Origin of the sequence: Tenacibaculum sp. XPcli2-G, from assembly GCF_024124505.1 — a bacterium.
GTDB lineage: Bacteria > Bacteroidota > Bacteroidia > Flavobacteriales > Flavobacteriaceae > Polaribacter > Polaribacter mesophilus.
Genome location: NZ_JAMXSH010000001.1, coordinates 731,395 through 750,562, shown reverse-complemented (window position 1 = coordinate 750,562; position 19,168 = coordinate 731,395). Strand labels below are relative to the sequence as shown.

General features: G+C 32.0%; 12 protein-coding genes. 5 read left to right on the top strand and 7 right to left on the bottom strand.

Annotation, left to right across the window (positions count from 1 at the left end; all coding sequences use genetic code 11):
• The first annotated feature begins 36 nt into the window (after window positions 1-36).
• A complete protein-coding gene (locus NH341_RS03285; RefSeq protein ID WP_253055681.1) occupies window positions 37-2,787 on the top strand; it encodes a TonB-dependent receptor in 2,751 nt (916 codons plus the stop codon).
• Between the two features lie 13 nt (window positions 2,788-2,800).
• Window positions 2,801-4,768 (top strand): DUF5689 domain-containing protein, encoded by a 1,968-nt coding sequence (locus NH341_RS03280; protein ID WP_159610968.1) that lies wholly within the window; start codon window positions 2,801-2,803, stop codon window positions 4,766-4,768.
• A 62-nt stretch (window positions 4,769-4,830) separates the two neighbouring features.
• Here the strand turns inward: NH341_RS03280 and NH341_RS03275 are convergent, their stop codons facing one another.
• The gene (locus NH341_RS03275) at window positions 4,831-6,912 is read right to left on the bottom strand and encodes a M20/M25/M40 family metallo-hydrolase (protein WP_159610970.1); all 2,082 of its coding nucleotides are present in this window, start codon (window positions 6,910-6,912) and stop codon (window positions 4,831-4,833) included.
• 194 nt (window positions 6,913-7,106) lie between these two features.
• On the opposite strand from NH341_RS03275, the gene NH341_RS03270 reads away from it, so the two are divergent.
• From NH341_RS03270 to NH341_RS03260, 3 genes are all read left to right on the top strand, one after another.
• The gene (locus NH341_RS03270) at window positions 7,107-7,991 is read left to right on the top strand and encodes a metallophosphoesterase (protein ID WP_159610972.1); all 885 of its coding nucleotides are present in this window, start codon (window positions 7,107-7,109) and stop codon (window positions 7,989-7,991) included.
• A gap of 270 nt (window positions 7,992-8,261) precedes the next feature.
• Entirely contained in the window at window positions 8,262-9,464 is a 1,203-nt protein-coding gene (locus NH341_RS03265; RefSeq protein ID WP_159488587.1) for a porin, read from the top strand.
• 72 nt (window positions 9,465-9,536) lie between these two features.
• On the top strand, window positions 9,537-11,798 hold the full coding sequence (locus NH341_RS03260; protein WP_047787860.1) for an inorganic phosphate transporter: 2,262 nt from the start codon (window positions 9,537-9,539) through the stop codon (window positions 11,796-11,798).
• A 59-nt stretch (window positions 11,799-11,857) separates the two neighbouring features.
• Here NH341_RS03260 and NH341_RS03255 read toward each other — a convergent pair whose 3' ends face one another.
• The 6 genes from NH341_RS03255 to leuS all read right to left on the bottom strand — a co-directional run bounded on the left by NH341_RS03255 (window position 11,858) and on the right by leuS (window position 19,005).
• Entirely contained in the window at window positions 11,858-12,730 is an 873-nt protein-coding gene (locus tag NH341_RS03255) for an acyl-CoA thioesterase II (RefSeq protein WP_047787861.1), read from the bottom strand.
• A gap of 29 nt (window positions 12,731-12,759) precedes the next feature.
• Window positions 12,760-13,728: a peptidogalycan biosysnthesis protein gene (locus NH341_RS03250; RefSeq protein ID WP_253055680.1), complete on the bottom strand. Its 969-nt coding sequence runs from the start codon at window positions 13,726-13,728 to the stop codon at window positions 12,760-12,762.
• Window positions 13,729-14,012: 284 nt separating this feature from the next.
• Entirely contained in the window at window positions 14,013-14,969 is a 957-nt protein-coding gene (locus NH341_RS03245) for a hypothetical protein (protein WP_253055679.1), read from the bottom strand.
• Between the two features lie 106 nt (window positions 14,970-15,075).
• Window positions 15,076-15,543 carry a hypothetical protein gene (locus NH341_RS03240; protein WP_047787864.1) on the bottom strand — a complete coding sequence of 156 codons (468 nt, stop codon included), beginning with the start codon at window positions 15,541-15,543 and terminating at the stop codon, window positions 15,076-15,078.
• An 82-nt stretch (window positions 15,544-15,625) separates the two neighbouring features.
• Complete coding sequence (locus NH341_RS03235; RefSeq protein WP_125064420.1) at window positions 15,626-16,078, bottom strand: hypothetical protein; 453 nt, start codon at window positions 16,076-16,078, stop codon at window positions 15,626-15,628.
• 107 nt (window positions 16,079-16,185) lie between these two features.
• On the bottom strand, window positions 16,186-19,005 hold the full coding sequence (gene leuS, locus NH341_RS03230; protein WP_253055678.1) for a leucine--tRNA ligase: 2,820 nt from the start codon (window positions 19,003-19,005) through the stop codon (window positions 16,186-16,188).
• Window positions 19,006-19,168: the final 163 nt, after the last annotated feature.

Here is a 19,168-nt window from a genome sequence, read left to right as displayed (position 1 = left end):
AACAAATGTATTTAAATATTTTACAAACAATCATTTATGAAAAATTTTACGATAACAATGTTATTGCTTTTTTCAGGTTTATTTGGCTTGAATGCACAGAACATTGTAAAGGGGATTGTAATGAACGGCGATTCTGAAAATCCTATGCAAGGTGTTTCTGTAAGTATAAAAGAAGTAAGCGTCTCGAGTACTACAGACGCCAGCGGGGCTTTTACACTAAATGGTTTACCAAACGGAAGACAAATTGTAACGGTATCATTAAACGGGTATGAAACCCAAAATTTTCCAGTTGAACTATCTGGAAAAACAGTAAATTTAGGCACAATCTTTATGTATGAAGATTTATCTGAAGATCAAGATTTAAGCACCATCACTATTACAGATGATGAGTTAAATGATGATACTAGTGCTGCTGATAACATTTCTGGTTTACTACAAGCCTCTAGAGATGTATATTTACGTACTGCCGCTTTTGAATGGAGTGGCTCTTTTTACAGAGTACGTGGTTTAGATTCTGAAAATGGTAAAGTTTTGATTAATGGAATTGAAATGAACAAACTATACAACGGAAGACCTCAATGGAGTAACTGGGGAGGTTTAAACGATGTATTGCGTAACCAAGAGTTTAGTAATGGACTAACTCCTTCAAACTATGCTTTTGGTGGTGTTTTAGGTTCTACAAATATTAACACAAGAGCTTCTGAATATAGTGAAGGTGGACGTATTTCTTATGCTTCTTCTAATAGAAGTTACAACCACCGTCTAATGGCAACATATTCTTCAGGTTTATTAGCTAATGGATGGGCAATAACTGTTTCTGGTAGTAGAAGAGCTGGTAACGAAGGGTATGTTGATGGTACTTTTTACGATGCCAACTCCATCTTTTTGTCACTTGAAAAGCAAATTAACGATGCTCATAGCTTAAACTTAACTGTGATTGCTGCAGAGAACGAAAGAGGAAAATCTTCACCAAATACTCAAGAGGTTTTTGATATTAAAGGAATTCGTTATAACTCATATTGGGGAAAACAAGGAGACAAAAACAGAAACTCAAGAGTTAAGAGATTATACGAACCAATTGTTATGTTGAACCACTATTGGAACCTTTCTGAAAACACTACATTAAACACTAATATTGGTTTTCAGTTTGGAGAAATAGGTAACAGTCGTTTAGATTATAACGGTGCTAACAATCCTGATCCTACGTATTATAGAAAGTTACCAAGCTGGTATTTATCAGATCCTAATGGACCAGATTATGAAAATGCATACAAATCATTAACTGGTTTCCAAAATGATGGACAAATTGATTGGGATGAATTGTATATTGGAAACGAAGGTAGTCCTGAAAATGCTCGTGTAATTTTATATGAAGATAGAAACGATGATCAGCAATTAACAGCTAATATGATTTTATCTTCAGAGTTAAATGAAAATATTACACTAACTGCAAGTGGTGAGTATAGAAAGTTAAAGTCTGAAAACTTTGCTTCTCCAATAGACATGCTTGGAGCTGTAGGTTATTTAGATGTAAATACTTTTGGTGATAATTTTAACCAACAACAAAGCAATCTTTTAACTCCTAATAGAACAATTGGACTAGGAGACCGCTTTAAATACAACTATATCTTCAATTCTGAAGTATATGGCGGTTTTGCTCAGTTACAGTTCAAATACAACAAAGTTGATTTTTATATAGCAGGACAAGCGAACAATACTACACACCAAAGAGAAGGTTTATTCCAAAACGGATACTTTCCAACTAACTCTTACGGAAAATCAGATAAGTTAGATTTCTTTAACTATGGAGCTAAAGGAGGATTAACCTATAAAATTTCTGGTCGTCACTTAATTGATGTAAACGGAGGTTATATTACAAAAGCACCTTCTCTGCGTAACTCTTTTGCCAACTCAAGAGCTAACAATGTTACAGTTGCTGATGTTGCTGAATTAAATAGTGAAAAAATATTATCTGGAGATGTTAGCTATGTTTTTAGAAGCCCTTTAATTACTTCAAGAATCACAGGTTATTATACAGACATTAAAGATGCTACAGAAATTTCATTCTACTTTGCTGACGGTATTGGAGGAGATATTCAAGATAATTCTTATTTTATCCAAGAAATCTTAACCGGTATTGATAAAAGACACTTTGGGGTTGAGTTGGGTATCGAAGCACAAGTTACTCCTACAATTAAATTAAAAGGGGCCGCAAACATTGGTCAATACACATATAATAATAATCCTGATATCGTCTTAAAATCTGACGATCCTTCGTTCAGTTTTGAAAGTAGGAAATCTAATTTAAAAAATTATAAACTAGCTGCAGGACCTCAAAAAGCATACTCTTTTGGTTTTGAATATAGAGACCCAGATTATTGGTGGTTTGGTGCCACTTTAAATTATTTAGATGAGGCTTATATTGATGTAGCTCCACTTACAAGATCATCTAACTTTATTGAAGATGTAGACGGTGCTGCTTTTGCAGATTATGACCCAATATTAGCTAGACAACTATTACAACAAGAACAATTTGACGACTACGTTGTAGTAAATATTATTGGAGGAAAATCATGGAAAGTAGGTGATGGTAAATATATCGGCTTATTTGCAAGTGTAAATAACCTATTCAACCAAGAATATAAAACAGGAGGTTTCGAACAAGGAAGAAATGCAAATTACCGCGAACTACGTAATGATAAATCTCGTGAAAAACCTATTTTCGGGAGTAAATATTGGTACGGTAGAGGCACTACTTATTTCTTAAACTTAAATTATAGATTCTAAAAAAACACTTAAAATGAAAAAAATAAATTTATACAAGATTTTTGCAATACTTTTTATTGCAATTTCTGCTTCATGTGTTGACAATAATGATTTTGAATTACCAACTATTGGACCAGATAAACAATACGAGAACTTAAAGTCTTTAGACGAAGTCATAGCACAATATAACGGTAATATAGTTGAATTTAATGACGACACCACTATCTTTGGTTATGTTGTTTCTGACGACAGAGAAGGAAATTTCTATAAAGAATTAGTTATTCAAGACAAGCCTGAAAATCCCACAGTAGGAGTTGTAATTAAAATTGATGATGCTAACTTAGGTGCTAGATATAATATAGGAAGAAAAATATATGTAAAACTAAAAGGTTTAGCCTTAAGCAAACCATATTCAGCTTTTGAAATAGGTATCAAAGGTACTGGTAATCGTACTGATAGAATAAGCGCTAACGATTATATAAGTAAAATAGATAGGTCTTCTGAAATCGTTGATATTATACCAACTACTTTAACAATTGGTGAGTTAACTGAAAATCACATCAATACCTTAGTTAAAATTGAAAACCTCCAATCTGAAACAAAAGGATTACAATATGCTTACCCTGAAGACAATAGTTATATTACAAGAACCATGACTTCTTGTGAAACTTTTGAAAAAATTGATATTTCAACAAGTAAATTTGTTAGCTTCAAAGAATACTATATCCCTGATAACAAAGGTAGCATTACTGCTATTTTAGATGAATTTGCTGGTAACTATCAATTAATTCTTAGAAACACTAATGATATTAACTTTACTGATGAATATGGTTGTAACGCACCTCCTATTGACGCTACTTTAAATGAAATTAAAGCCTTTTATAAAGGTAGTGGAGAAGCAACAATTACAAAAAACTTAAAAATAAAAGTAGTTATTACTTCTGATTTAGCTGCTGGTAACTTACACCCCTTAAGTGCATTTGCTCAAGATGCTACTGCTGGTATTGCTTTACGTTTTAGTGGAGATCATAACTTAAACTTAGGAGACGAAGTAGAAATCGCTGTTGGAGGAACTAAACTAAGTGAATATAACGATTTATTACAATTAAACATTTCTCCTTCTAGTATTATTAAATCTACAGCAGGTACTTTACCAACTCCTGAAACTATCACTTTTGCTCAGGCTTTAACCGGTGATTACGAAAGTAAATTAGTACAAATTAATGGAGTACAATTTAAAGACAATACCAAAATTTATAACGGCAATAATGAGTTAATTACTGAATGTGATGGTACTCCTTTAACCACTTATGTTAGAAAAGAGGCAACTTTTGCTAACAATAATGTAAATGATAAAAAAGGGGCTATAACAGGTATTATGACTGTTTTTGAAGGTACTCCTCAAATCTATTTAAGAAACGAAACTGATCTTAATTTTACAGAAGACTATGTTACATGTGGAGGTACTACTACTAATGCTATTTTCTTTTCAGAATTAGCAGACCCTAACAATAATGCTAATGCTAGATTTATAGAGTTATATAATTCTGGAACAGATCCAATAGACTTAACAGGTTGGACAATTAGAAGATATACAAATGATGCAACCTCTTCAACCTCTTCAATTGATTTATCTGGTAAAACCATAGCTGGAACTAGTACTTTTGTAATTGCCAAAAATGCTGCAGAACTCTCAAGTATATATGGTGTTACTGCTGATATGGAGTCTACTTCTGCAGCAGCAGATTCTAATGGAGACGACCAATTAGAATTAGTAGATCCAAGCGGAACTGTGATCGATATCTTTGGAGTTATTGGGGAAGATGGATCTGGTACAAATCACGAATTTGAAGATGGTAGAGCTTACCGCAAAGCTTCAGTAACACAAGGAAACCCAACATATACATTTGCAGAATGGGATATTTGGAATGACACAGGAGATGCAGGTACTACAAATGCACCTCAAGATGCCCCTGGTGCTTTTACACCTGGAGTGAGATAATCTCTTTTTTGATATAAAAAACCCAAGGTTTAAACCTTGGGTTTTTTCATTCCTTATAACACCTACTTTTTAACCAATTGTCTAGTATACCTTTTCCTTGTATCGTCTAAAGACACAAAATAAATTCCTGCTGATAGTTTTGAAACATCTATATTACTATTTCTAGAACTCATTTTTACTTTTGTAAGCAACCTTCCGTTAGCATTATAAATAGCAACTTCTCTATTTTTCCACAACTCATTATTTACTTGTAAAACTATAGAATTTCCTTCGATAGGGTTAGGTGAAAAGACAATTACATCTTTATCATTTACTAAAACTTGCCTTACATTTAAATTATCGGTTTTAGCACTACCACAATTTCCTATATTATTCCATCCATTTGAAGTTCTCTCATACAAAACATTAAAATAAACAACCTTATCACCAACCTGATAGTTTTGGGAAGAATCATATTGAGGCACACCATCACAAATATTTGTACTTGTTCCTCCATCTCCTTTTACAATATTTATAGTATAATCTTCAACCTCACCATAATCAAACGAACCACAAGAAGCAGGAGTATTATTGTATCGCATTGACACTCTCATTCTTGTGACACCTAATTTTGCAGTAGTAGGTACAGTAAAGCTTCCATTAACTGAATTATCAGTAGAAGCACTTTTAACCCACACTTGCTCTCCACTATCTTCAAAATCAGAATCCTGATTATAATCAATCCAAACAGTATATCCTTCTTTATAAACTGTACCTGTCCATTTTGGAGTAACGGTAATTGTGTTGGAACTCCCTTGTTCTAAATCAGTAGAAATACTAGTAAAATCTTGATATCCATTTGTAGCTCCTGAATTATTATTAATTGCCCCAAGTGTTACATTCTGAATATATTCATCATTTACATTATTCCCTTTTGAACCACAATACGTTGGTGTACTAACGCTTCCTTTACTTTTCGCTACCTCAATTAAATACTCTAAACCAAGTTTGGCAAACTTTGCCGCATGCGTAGCATTGGCAGTTGGAAACCTATCAGATGTATCATTTACTGTATGAATATAAGGACTTGAACCATTAAAAGAAGCCTCAAAAGGAAAAGCTGCATCATACCCTTGTTGTGCCCAACTATAATGATCGGAACAACCGTAATTACATCGTGTATAATCGTAAGTAAATTGATGACTTCCTGAAGCATTATAATGATCCATAAGACTAGCTAAAAAAGCATTAAGAGCACTACTATTATAACTATCATCAGAAATATAAACATCCTTTGGTGACCCTTTATAATTCGTCATATCAAACTGCACATACGATAATACATTAACATTTCTGTTTTTATAATCTTCAGCAATCTCTTTAGAACCTCTTAAACCAACTTCTTCGGCAGCAAATGCCATAAACTCTATAGTTCTTTTTGGTTCAAAATTCATTTCAAAAAGTACTCTTGCCATTTCAGTAATTGTAGCAATACCAGAAGCATTATCATCAGCACCAGGCGCATTCGTCTCTCTTTCTGGACTAACAGAATCAATATGCCCACCTATAATTACATATTCATTAGGAAGATCACTGCCTTGAATAGTCATAACAACCGAAGGCATTGTGGTACTATTGTGATTAACTATTCTCACACTAACATCAGACCTACCACTAGCCATGGTTTCCCATTTCTGTTTTAAATCCAGAACAGCATCTTTTGCCTTTTGTGTAGTATGATATCTAGTACCATAGTTTTCAAGCTCTACTATTTGATTCGCAATATTTGTATTATTCACCAAACCCAAACTTTGATTTACAAGTTGGTCTTCACTAATAGTGTAAGAAGCTCTTTTATAATGCGATTTTTTACTTTGTAGCTTCTGAATTGTTTGTAAAGCATCTTTTTCAGAAGACTCATAAATAAACCCAGGACCATGAGTTAAAATCATATGGTGTAACTTTTCTGCCGCATAATCACTTAACTTAACAGCACTGAAGCCATTAGCAGAGGAAATAATTTTAATATCAGAAGGAGCAACTTCTTGCAGTTTTAAGGCGTCTTTAGTTTCAATGGTACCATAAAACATCTTTTTTTGGCTGTAAATAGTAGAAAAACTAAGGCACAGCAATAGTAGCGAAAGTAGAAAATACTTTTTTTTCATTTTTGAAGGGTATTAATATTAATTTAAAATTTTACGTAAGTTATTAAAAATTAACATCATAGAACAACAATTGTTTTTTTAATTATCTTTTAGTTATAAACTTAATTCTAAAATTTATTCATTCTATCGCTCAACCAGTTTTGCAGTATATTCCTTTTTTTGCATCTTTATATACACACAAATTTTTGCTACAAATGTTTTCAAAACATAGGATAACCAAAGCTTTTAAAAAAGCAAAAGAACTACCTTTAAACAAGGATTCTAAATACATTTTATTTTCTGATTGCCATAGAGGTGATAACAGTTTTGCTGATGATTTTGCTCACAATCGAAAAATATATCACTATGCATTATCTCAATATTTACAAAAAGAGTTTATCTATATAGAATTAGGAGATGGAGATGAACTTTGGGAAAATAAATTTGTAAATATTTTCAATGCAAATAAAAACATCTACTTATTACTTCAAAAGTTTCATCAACAAAACAAACTACATTTTATTTGGGGGAATCATGATATGAATTACAGAAAACCTAAAAACGTTGCTAAAAACTTTAACTCTTATTACGATACCATTGACGGAAAAAAGAAAGAATTAATGCCCAATGCTTCCTTTTCAGAAGCAATTAAATTGATACAAGAAAATGGGAAATCTATTTTTTTACTTCACGGTCATCAAGCAGATTGGTTTAACTATACTTTTTGGAAATTAAGTAGGTTTTTAGTTCGTTTACTATGGCGACCACTACAAATACATGGAATTAAAGATCCTACAAGTCCCGCTCAAAACTTTAAAGAGCTCATAAAGGTAGAGAAACGTTTGGAAAAATGGATTAAAAACAATAATAACCAAATGATTGTTACAGGACACACACACCGTCCTCGATTTCCATCAGAAAACGAGCTTCCACATTTTAACGATGGTAGTTGTGTACACCCAAGATGCATTACTGGTTTAGAAATTGAAAACAATGAAATAACTCTTATTAAATGGCATGTAATTACTAATAAAGATGGTACCATGCAAATAACAAGAACAGTTCTTGAAGGGCCTAAAAAAATAACTAACTACATTTAAAGCCTTAACTCTTTCTTAACTTCAGGTATTACATCTTATAACAATTTATTAAATTACACTTAATATTTACATTAAAAAAGAGAAATACTTTTGAATTACCTCTAACTTGAGGTGTATGGTCAATATAAATTTATTAGTTTTTGTCGACTATTTATTTGACTTACCATATACTGCCTTGAAAACAAGGCAGTTTTTTTTAATATTTGCTTAACTTTAAGTTAACATTAGGGTTAGTAATTTGTCTCGACAAAAACTAATAAATTATCCTTAATGTATTACAAAAAAATACTTACAGCTGTAAGTATATTTATGTTGACGCATATATATGCACAACAAGGAAAAGACTCAAAATTTGGTAATGGCTTATTTAATATCATAGGGAAAGATAGTACTTGGTCTATGAAAATGAGTGCCAGAATGCAATTCTTAGCAACTGCCGAATGGGATTCTAACAAAGATGGTTTATACAACCCAACATCTTCAATGTTAGTAAGAAGAGCTCGTTTAAAATTTAAAGGATTTGCTTTTTCCCCTAAATTAAAATATAAAATGGAGCTTGGGTTATCTAATAGAGATATTAGTGGCGCTTCTGAACATACAGGAAACGCACCAAGATATATTTTAGATGCTGTTATAAAGTGGAATTTCTTTCAAAATTTTGAATTATGGTTTGGGCAAACCAAACTACCTGGCAACCGTGAGCGTATTATTTCTTCAGGTGATATGCAATTAGTAGATCGCTCTCTATTAAACAGCCGTTTTAATATTGATAGAGATATGGGAGTACAATTAAAACACCATTTTAATTTATCTGACAAGTTTATTGTAAAAGAAGCACTAGCCTTTTCTCAAGGTGAAGGAAGAAATGTTACTGTAGGCAACCTAGGAGGACATCAATATACCGCTCATCTAGAACTTTTACCTTTTGGAAAGTTTGAAGGTAAAGGAGATTATGTAGGTGGTGACTTAAAAAGAGAACAAACACCTAAACTTGCTATTGGTATGAGTTACGACTTTAATAACAATGCCGTAAAAACTAGAAGTAACCAAGGTACTTATATGGTTAATGATGAAGGATACTATCAAACAAACATATCAACCTTTTTTATGGATGCTATGTTCAAGTATAAAGGATTCTCTTTTATGGGAGAATATTCATACCGAGACGCCGAAGATCCTTTCGCAAAAAACTCAGACGGCACACTTACTGGAGAAATTGTACAAGTAGGAAGTGGTTTAAACCTTCAATCAGGATATTTGTTTTCTAAAAACTGGGAAATATCTGGTCGTTTTACTAATATTTCTTTAGATAAAAAAATCACAGGAAAAGGAACTGAAAATCAATATACAATAGGATTGTCAAAGTATATTGTTGGTCATAAATTAAAAGTACAAACCGACATTAGTTACTTAGATATAGCGACAGCTACTAATCAATTAATGTATAGATTACAGGTGGACATACACCTTTAAATGATAACATAAACATAACATGAGAGCATTCTTGTGTAACTAAATTTGCAAAACTTAATTAAAAACTAAAAAATGGGAGATCCATATATTTTGATGCTAGTCGCTTTGGCTGTTTTAGCTATTGTAGACTTGGTTGTTGGAGTTAGTAACGATGCTGTAAACTTTTTAAATTCAGCAATCGGTTCTAAAGCAATTAAAGTAAGAAATATTATGATAATTGCGAGTGTTGGAGTATTTTTTGGAGCAGTTACTTCAAGCGGAATGATGGAAGTTGCGCGTAAGGGGATATTTAATCCTAACATGTTTATGTTTCAAGACATCATGTTTATTTTTATGGCAGTTATGATTACTGATATTTTACTATTAGATATCTTTAATTCATTAGGTATGCCTACATCAACTACTGTTTCTATTGTATTTGAATTATTAGGAGCCGCAGTTTGCATTTCGTTAATTAAAATATCTGCTAATGATTCACACTCAATTTCTGATATATGGAATTATATAAATCATAAAAAAGCAGTTCAAATTATAAATGGTATACTACTCTCTGTTGTAGTAGCATTTTCTGTTGGTGCTATAGTACAGTTTTTTTCTCGTTTAATTTATTCATTTAACTTTGAGAAAAGACCTACCTATATCAACTCTTTATTTGGTGGTTTTGCTATTACTGCAATTACTTATTTCATAATTATAAAAGGGATGAAAGGAACACCTTTTTATAGTGATGTTAAACATTTAATTGAAGGAAATACATTGCTCATTATTACTGGAAGCTTTATTTTTTGGAGTGTAGTATCTCATATATTAATACAGTTTTTAAAAGTTAATATTTTAAAATTAATTATTGGTATTGGTACTTTCTCTTTAGCTATGGCTTTCTCTGGTAACGATTTAGTAAACTTTATTGGTGTACCAATTGCTGCTTGGAACTCATACCAAGCTTGGGAAGTATCTGGTGTTGCTCCTGATGCTTTTTCTATGGGGATTTTAGCTAAAAAAGTACCTTCTAACGTATGGTTATTATTGTTAGCTGGAGCTATTATGGTGGTTACTTTGTGGACTTCTAGTAAAGCGAGAAATGTTATTAAAACTGGTATCGATTTATCTCGTCAAGGAGATGGGCATGAAAAGTTTCAACCAAATCCATTATCAAGAATTGTAGTACGAAGTGCTATGGGGATTAATGCAGTTGTTAGTTTTATTGTACCTAAAAAAACTTTAAACTTTATAGACTCAAAATTTCAAAAACCTGTAATTGAATTACCTAAAGACAAAACCTATGAAATGCCTGCTTTCGATTTAGTAAGAGCATCTGTAAACTTAATTGTTGCTGGTATTTTAATTTCTATTGCAACCTCTATGAAGTTACCTTTATCAACTACTTATGTAACGTTTATGGTAGCAATGGGTACTTCTTTAGCTGATAGAGCTTGGGGGCGTGAAAGTGCCGTTTATAGAGTTGCTGGTGTAATTAATGTTATTGGAGGATGGTTCTTAACAGCCATTACAGCTTTCTTAACTGCAGCTTTAGTAGCTTATTTAATTAGCTGGGATATGGTAATGATTCCTGTATTGTTATTGGTGGTTGCTCTTTTAATTGCAAGAAACACATTACAACACAGAAAGAAATCTAAAGAAGAAAAGAAACAAGTACATATGGAAAGAGCAGAATTAATCACTATTAACGGAGTGATTGAAGAAAGCTCAGATCATATTGCTGGTGTTGCTCATCGTATTAACAAATTATACTCAAGCGTTGTAAAAGATCTTGCTACTCACGATTTAATAAAATTACGTAAAACTGATAAGCACGTTACTAAGTTAAACGATGAAATCGATAACTTAAAAGACGGAGTTTTCTATTTTATTAAGTCGTTAGACGATACTTCAGTACAAGCAAGTAGGTTTTATATTTTAATTTTAGGGTATTTGCAAGACGTTGCTCAGTCTATTAGTTATATATCTAGAGCTACTTATAAGCACGTTAACAACAATCACAAACACCTTAAAAAAGGGCAAATTAAAGATCTTAAGAGTATTGACAATACACTTTCTAAGTTATTAACTGATATTGGAGATACTTTTGAAAATAGAAGCTTTGATAATTTAGAGCATATTATTAATGAAAAGAAAGAATTATTAAAGGATGTATCTAAATCTATTGAAAAACAAGTAGATCGTATTAGAACAGACGAAACAAGTCCAAAAAATACTACATTATACTTTAGTATTTTAATAGAGACACAAGATTTAGTTTCTGGATTAATGAGTTTACTAGAAACCTACGAAGAGTTTCATATTAGTACAAAATCAGCAGAAATAGAAGCTTAATCAAACAAAAGCCGAGGGATTACCTCGGCTTTTTATTTCTCTATTTTTATAAACTATAATTATTCCTTCTTCTTCATGGGGCGCATTAAACCTTCTTGTGCTACCGAAGCAATCAGTTTACCTTCCCTTGTATAAATATTTCCACAAGCAAAACCTCTTGCACCATTAGTGTTTGGGCTTTCTACCGAGAACAACATCCAATCGTTAAAATCAAAATCGCGGTAAAACCACATCGAATGATCTAAACTTGCCATTTGTGTGTTTCCGAAATTAGCTACACTTGCATTTGGGTTTAAACAAGCCGTTAAAATATTATAGTCTGATATATACGTTAATATTTGTTGTTTAATTCCTAACGATAATTCAGAAGCTTCTCCTTTTAATTTAAACCAAACATCTACTACTGGAGGTAAATCTTTTCGGTCTAACGGATTTACGATCTGCACTGGTTTAAAATCAATAGGTCGCTCAATACTTAAAAAATCTTTCATTTTCTTTGGTAAAAAAGCTCCAAATTGATCTAACATATCTGTCCAACTCAACAACTCTTCAGGTTGTTTTAAGTCTTTTTTTATAGGCATTTGATGCTCATATCCTTCTTCTTCTTTATGAAAAGAACAAGACAGTATAAAAATCGTTTTATCTTTTTGATGTGCTGTAACTCTACGTGTAGAGAAACTACCTCCATCACGAATAGTTTGCACGTTGTAAGTTATAGGCAACTCTAAATTTCCTGCCTCTAAAAAATACGAGTGTAGCGAATGTAATATACGTTCTTTAGGTGTCGTTCTATACGCTGCATTTAGTGCTTGTGCTAATACTTGGCCTCCAAAAACATTTGGACTTCCTATATCTCTACTTACTCCATTAAAATTCCCTTCACCTAAATCGTCAAGGGTAAGTATATTTAATAATTCTTGTGTGTTTTTCATTTGTTAATACAGTAAAAAGGGTTAATTCTTTATACTTGTTTTGTTTTAAAAGGCTTTATTAACCTAAATTCTGTTGGTTGAATTCTGTTCAAAAATAAGCTTAAAATACGATTTGGAATGCTTTTTCTATGTCGTAAATAAATTGTTAAGTCCTGTGGTGTTGCTCCTACTGAACTTTTTATTTCGCTAGCTGTTCTTCCAAAATTTATCGTTTTTATATTATAGTCTATACCCAATAATATATAATCATATAGCATTCGTTGGTAAATAGCATAGGTTTTATTTACGGTATAATCAATTCCTACAAAATGGGCATCTAATGAGTTTTTATTTTTTATTCCTGACAAAAACCCAACTAACTTGGTTCCTAACCAATATACTTTAATAACATAGTTATCTTTTAAATTTTCTTTTAAAGATATATACGTTTCTATATTAAAATACCCTAAATTAAAGCTTGCCTTGTTTGATACATTTTTATACAATGACGTCACACTTGGCAATAATTGTTTCAAAACATCAATACTTACTTCTTCCGTTCGTAAGTCTTTACTCTTCTGTAACGCTTTTTTTGCTTTTACTCTATACTTTGTTTTTAATGCTGCTAAATAATCATCAAAAGTATTCCAATTATCATCTAACGTTAACATCATATTTGGATCTACATTAAACGAATTATATCCTACACTATGTAAAGCATCAGTAATAAAAAGCGATTCGTTTACAAAATCTTTCAACATAAAAGCATCAATTGTTTCTTTTAAAATGTCTTTTTCAAAGGCTACAATAGCTTTAGCTAGCTGTTTTACAATTCGCTTTTTATCTTTATTTGGTTTAATAAATATTCCGTGCTCTCCACTTACAAAAGTATTACCGCATGTAAGTATTTTAAATGGTTTTTGAGGAGACAACAAATGTAGTTTCCTCCCAATACATCGTATCCATTCTACAACCGATTGTAAATTATTTTGAACACTTTCTAAATAAAAATCTACCAATTGAATAGTAGCAAAGGCTATTGCTTCTTTGTTTTCATCAAATAATAAAATATAAGAAAACTGTATTTGTTGATTGTTCTTTTCTAAAGCTTCTAAATACGCTGGTTGAAAATATAAATTATCTACACAGTCAAGCTCTTTCCAAACATTTTCAGGTATCTCCCTTACTGAAGAAAAGTAGCGTATATTGGATGATTTTTTTTTACAGGATAAAATAATAGTGTTTTTTACGATTTGTATTCGTGTAAATTAGTAAAAGTTTGTTAATTACACTATAAATTATTTTAAATGACACCATTATTCCAAACAGGCACTTTTAAAAATCTACTTATTTTTACCATATCGCTCAACAAGTATTCTTTATCTCCATGATTTAACAAGTTATAACGTTCTCCACTTTGAGTTACTAAATTCACCTCGTAACAATGGTAACCTCCAGACTTGTTTCCTTGAATAAATTTTGATAAAACTTGTAAAGCATATACTTGCTGAAAAGGTATAATTTCACCATCTACTAATACCTTTCTTTTTTGTGAGTTTAAAAAAGCTTTAGCTCCAAATGAAAACAATAAAAAAACTCCTATTAATACAAAGGGACCTCCTGAGATGAAAAACATTTTTCCTCCTTGCATAAAGGTTAATGGCTCTTTTGAAAACTCAAAAAACTCTATATAAGACCAAGCCACATAATTTAATCCCATCAAAAAGAAACTCCAAGCCATAAATTTCATATAAGTGCTCGAAGTAATTTTATATCCAGAACTCGTTTTTCGTAAACGTTCGCTTAAAAAATTACTCCCTGACCCTTTAACTGGATCCCAAGAAATGTATTGCCCTATAGCATCTGTTGTAAAATCTTCAAAAGAAAATTCTATTTGTTTATTATTTGACGAGTTTTTCTTTCTTTTTGCCCAGTAACTAGAACCAAACATACCAATAAACATAAAAGCTAATACTGCCAGCATTCCGCCTGTTTTATAATAGGTGTACCGTTGTTTATCTATACTCAACTGATGAATTGGAACTGTAATTTCTAGACGTTTTATATTGTTTAAATCTTCTCTTGTAGGTTTAGTAAGTTGTTGTAATGAGTCCAGTTTTCGTGCACTTTGTTGTACTTCAATTTCTCTCTTATGAAATGATTCATACATGTTTTGTAACTGAGGAAATACTACAAAAAATAAAATTCCGATTGGAATTATTACAAAAACCCAAGAGCTGGTGAGAGATACTTTTTTCATGTTTTATTTTTTGGAAAGCAAATTTGAGAAAAGTTTTTGGTTTTGTCGTATAAAAAAAGACCTTTACATAAATGTAAAAGTCTTTCTAAATTATATTTTAAAAACTCTATTTGCAGTATTCTACTTCAAATGAACCAGATACTTTATTTTGTTTATCGATTGATTTAGCTTCTATTTTTAAATTAATTTTAGAATCTGAAATACTTACAACTTCAACATTTGATCCCAAAACATTAACTAAGTTTCCTTCTCCGTCTTTGAAAACAACATTTACATCATTATACGTTCCAACTTTACCTTCTACTAATAAAGAAACTTCTAACTTATAATCAAAAATATCTGAATCACAACCTACCTCTTCGTTTGTAATATTAATTGAAACTTCTCCATCTTTTCCTGATGCAAATGACTTCCCTCCTTTAGCAGTAAAATCTTTTCCATATACCTTTCCTTTTAAAATAGTACTGGGTATTGGAGTACCTATGTTGTCCGTATTATCATCATCTGAACAACCAGTCATTACCAATGTTAAACATACTAAAGTTACATAACTAATTTTGAAAAAATTTTTCATTTATTGAATATTTATTATTTTTTAATAAGCGCTAATATAACCTAAAATAAAAAAGCACTAAATAAATAGTTTATTGTTATTGTTACTCACAAAAAGGAACCGTAAAAAAGCCTTCTATTGAATTATCTGAACTTGAATTTGCTTTTATTTTTAAGGTAACTTCATTACTTGTTAACCTTACAACCTCAACAGCTCCTTGAAGGTAATTTAAAGGATTCGCTCCTTTCTTGTTAAAAACTACATTCACGTTATTATAAGTTCCTAACTCTGCTTTCACATAAGTTGTAATTTTTAATTCGTAGTTGAGAACATCAGAAGTGCAATCTGCTTGAATATTGGTTACATTTACTGAAAGTTCATTATTTCCAGACATAAATGCTTTACCTCCTTTGGCCGTAAAACTTGTTCCTAGTACTTTTCCTGATAATTTTGTGTTTGCGATTCCTTCTGGATCATTATCGCTATCAGAACAACTACTCATTACTAAAGTAAGACACATCAAAACCGCATAGCTAATTTTAAAAATCTTTTTCATTTGTTTAAATTTTAATTTGTTTTTATAGATTGCGAATTTAGCTTAAAAATAAAAACCCACAAACAAATTAATTGCTTGTGGGCTTTCTATATTTATTTAAGGTTAACTTACCCTACAATGTTTATAATTTTTCCTGGAACAATAATTACTTTTTTAGGCTCTCTTCCTTGTAATTGTTGTTGTGTTTTTTCATGTGCCATGACTGTTTTCTCAATTTCATCTTTGCTCATGTCTAACGGTAATTCTAAAGTAAAACGCATTTTTCCATTGAAAGAAACTGGATAGTTCTTTGAGCTTTCAACTAAATGTTTTTCTTCAAATTTCGGAAAAGCTACAGTTGCAATAGACTCATTGTGCCCTAACTGACTCCATAATTCTTCTGCAATATGCGGAGCATACGGAGAAATTAGCACTAATAAAGGTTCTAAAATTTGTCTCTTATTACACTTTTGAGCAGTCAACTCGTTTACCGCAATCATAAAGGTAGAAACTGACGTATTGAACGAGAAGTTCTCAATATCTTCTTCTACTTTTTTAATGGTTTTATGTAAGGTTTTTAACTCGTCTTTAGTTGGTTCTGCATCAGAAACGTTGATACCGTTTTCATCAGTAAATAATTTCCATAATTTCTTTAGGAAAGAATACACTCCTGAAATACCAGATGTTTTCCAGGGTTTGGTTTGCTCTAACGGCCCTAAGAACATTTCAAATAAACGTAAACTATCCGCACCGTATTCTTCACAAATCAAATCTGGATTTACCACATTGTATTTCGATTTCGACATTTTTTCTACCTCACGACCTACAATATATTTACCTTCTTCTAAAATGAATTCAGCATCTTTAAAATCAACATTTAATGGATGTTTCTTAAATGCTTCAACATCTAACTCATCAGAAGAATTTACCAATGAAACATCAGCATGAATAGGTTGTACTTTTTTATCTCCTATTAACCCTTTAGAAACAAATGTATTTGTTCCTTCTACTCTATATACAAAAGCAGAAGTTCCTAAAATCATACCTTGATTAATCAGTTTTTTAGCAAATTCATCCACAGGTAACAATCCTCTATCAAATAAGAATTTTTGCCAAAAACGTGCATATAATAAATGCCCTGTAGCATGTTCAGAACCTCCAATATATAAATCTATTTGTTTCCAATAGTCAACCGCTTCTTTACTAACAAATTCTCCTTCGTTATTCGAGTCCATATAACGGTTAAAATACCAAGAACTTCCTGCCCACCCTGGCATTGTGTTTAACTCCAAAGGAAATACAGTTTCATTATCTATTAACTCATTACTCACTACTCTATTCTCAATACTATTCCACGCCCAAACTTCAGCATTTCCTAACGGTGGCTTTCCGTCTTCAGTAGGTAAATATTTCTCTACTTCCGGTAATACGATTGGTAAATGCTTTGCATCAATCATTTGCGGCATTCCGTCTTTATAGTATACTGGGAATGGTTCTCCCCAATAACGTTGACGACTGAATACTGCATCGCGTAAACGATAGTTTATTTTTCCGTAACCAAATCCACGTTTTTCTAATTCGTAGATTACAGTTTTCATTCCTTTCTTATAATTTAAACCATCTAAAAAATCAGAATTGGTTAATTTGATTCCATCTTTAGCATCGTTTGCTTTTTCAGAAATATCAACATCTGCAAAAATATTTGGAATCTCTAATCCGAAGTGTTTTGCGAAATCGTAATCACGTTGATCACCGCATGGTACCGCCATAACTGCTCCTGTTCCGTAACTTGCTAATACATAATCACCAATCCAAATCGGTACTTGTTTTCCTGTAAATGGGTGTAATGCATACGCCCCAGTAAACACTCCTGAAATAGTTTTTACGTCTGCCATACGATCACGCTCTGAACGTTTTGCTGTAGCTTCTACGTAAGCTTCTACAGCCTCTTTTTGTTCTGCAGTGGTAATTTTCGCTACTAAATCGTGCTCTGGAGCTAAGGTCATAAAAGACACTCCAAAAATAGTATCAGGACGTGTTGTAAATACATCTATTTTAGCATCGTGACCATCCACATCAAAAGCAACCATCGCTCCTTGCGAACGACCAATCCAGTTGGTTTGAGAATCTTTTAATGGTTGTGGCCAATCAATATTTTGTAATCCGTCTAACAAACGTTGTGCATACGCAGAAATTCGCATAGACCATTGGGTCATTTTTTTACGCACTACTGGATGCCCGCCACGTTCTGAAACTCCGTTTACAATTTCATCGTTTGCTAATACCGTTCCTAGTGCCGGACACCAGTTTACTTCGGTATCAGATAAGAATGTTAAACGGTATTGTAATAGTATTTCTTGTTGTTCTTTGTCAGAGAAGCTTTTCCACTCTTCCGCAGAAAAAATAGTAATATCTTCATCAGAAACGGCATTTACATTCGCGTTTCCTTCTGCTTCAAACTTAGCTACTAAGGTTGCAATATCTTCTGCTTTATCAGTGTCATTATTATACCAAGAGTTAAATAGTTGAATAAAAATCCACTGTGTCCATTTGTAGTACTTAGGATTTGAAGTACGAACTTCGCGAGACCAATCAAATGAAAACCCAATGTTATCTAACTGACGACGGTAAGTTTTAATATTCGTTTCGGTAGTAATTGCTGGATGTTGTCCTGTTTGAATCGCATATTGTTCAGCAGGCAACCCGAAAGAGTCATATCCTTGTGGATGCAATACATTAAACCCTTTATGACGCTTGTAACGTGCATAAATATCAGATGCGATATATCCTAATGGATGCCCAACGTGTAATCCTGCTCCTGATGGATAAGGAAACATATCTAACACATAATATTTTGGTTTATCAGAATTATTTTCAGCTTTAAATGTACCTTGATTTGCCCAGTACTTTTGCCACTTTTTTTCTATCTCTTGGTGATTGTATTGCATTTGTAATCGCTTGTTTTAAAGGATGCAAATTTACAGTTATTGTTGATAAGTAAAAAGTTTAGTTCTTTTAATACAGCATGAAAACTTAAATAAATACAAAAAACCTCACAAGCCTTATAAGGTTTGCAAGGTTTAAAATTGAAATAAGAGAGAGTTTATTATA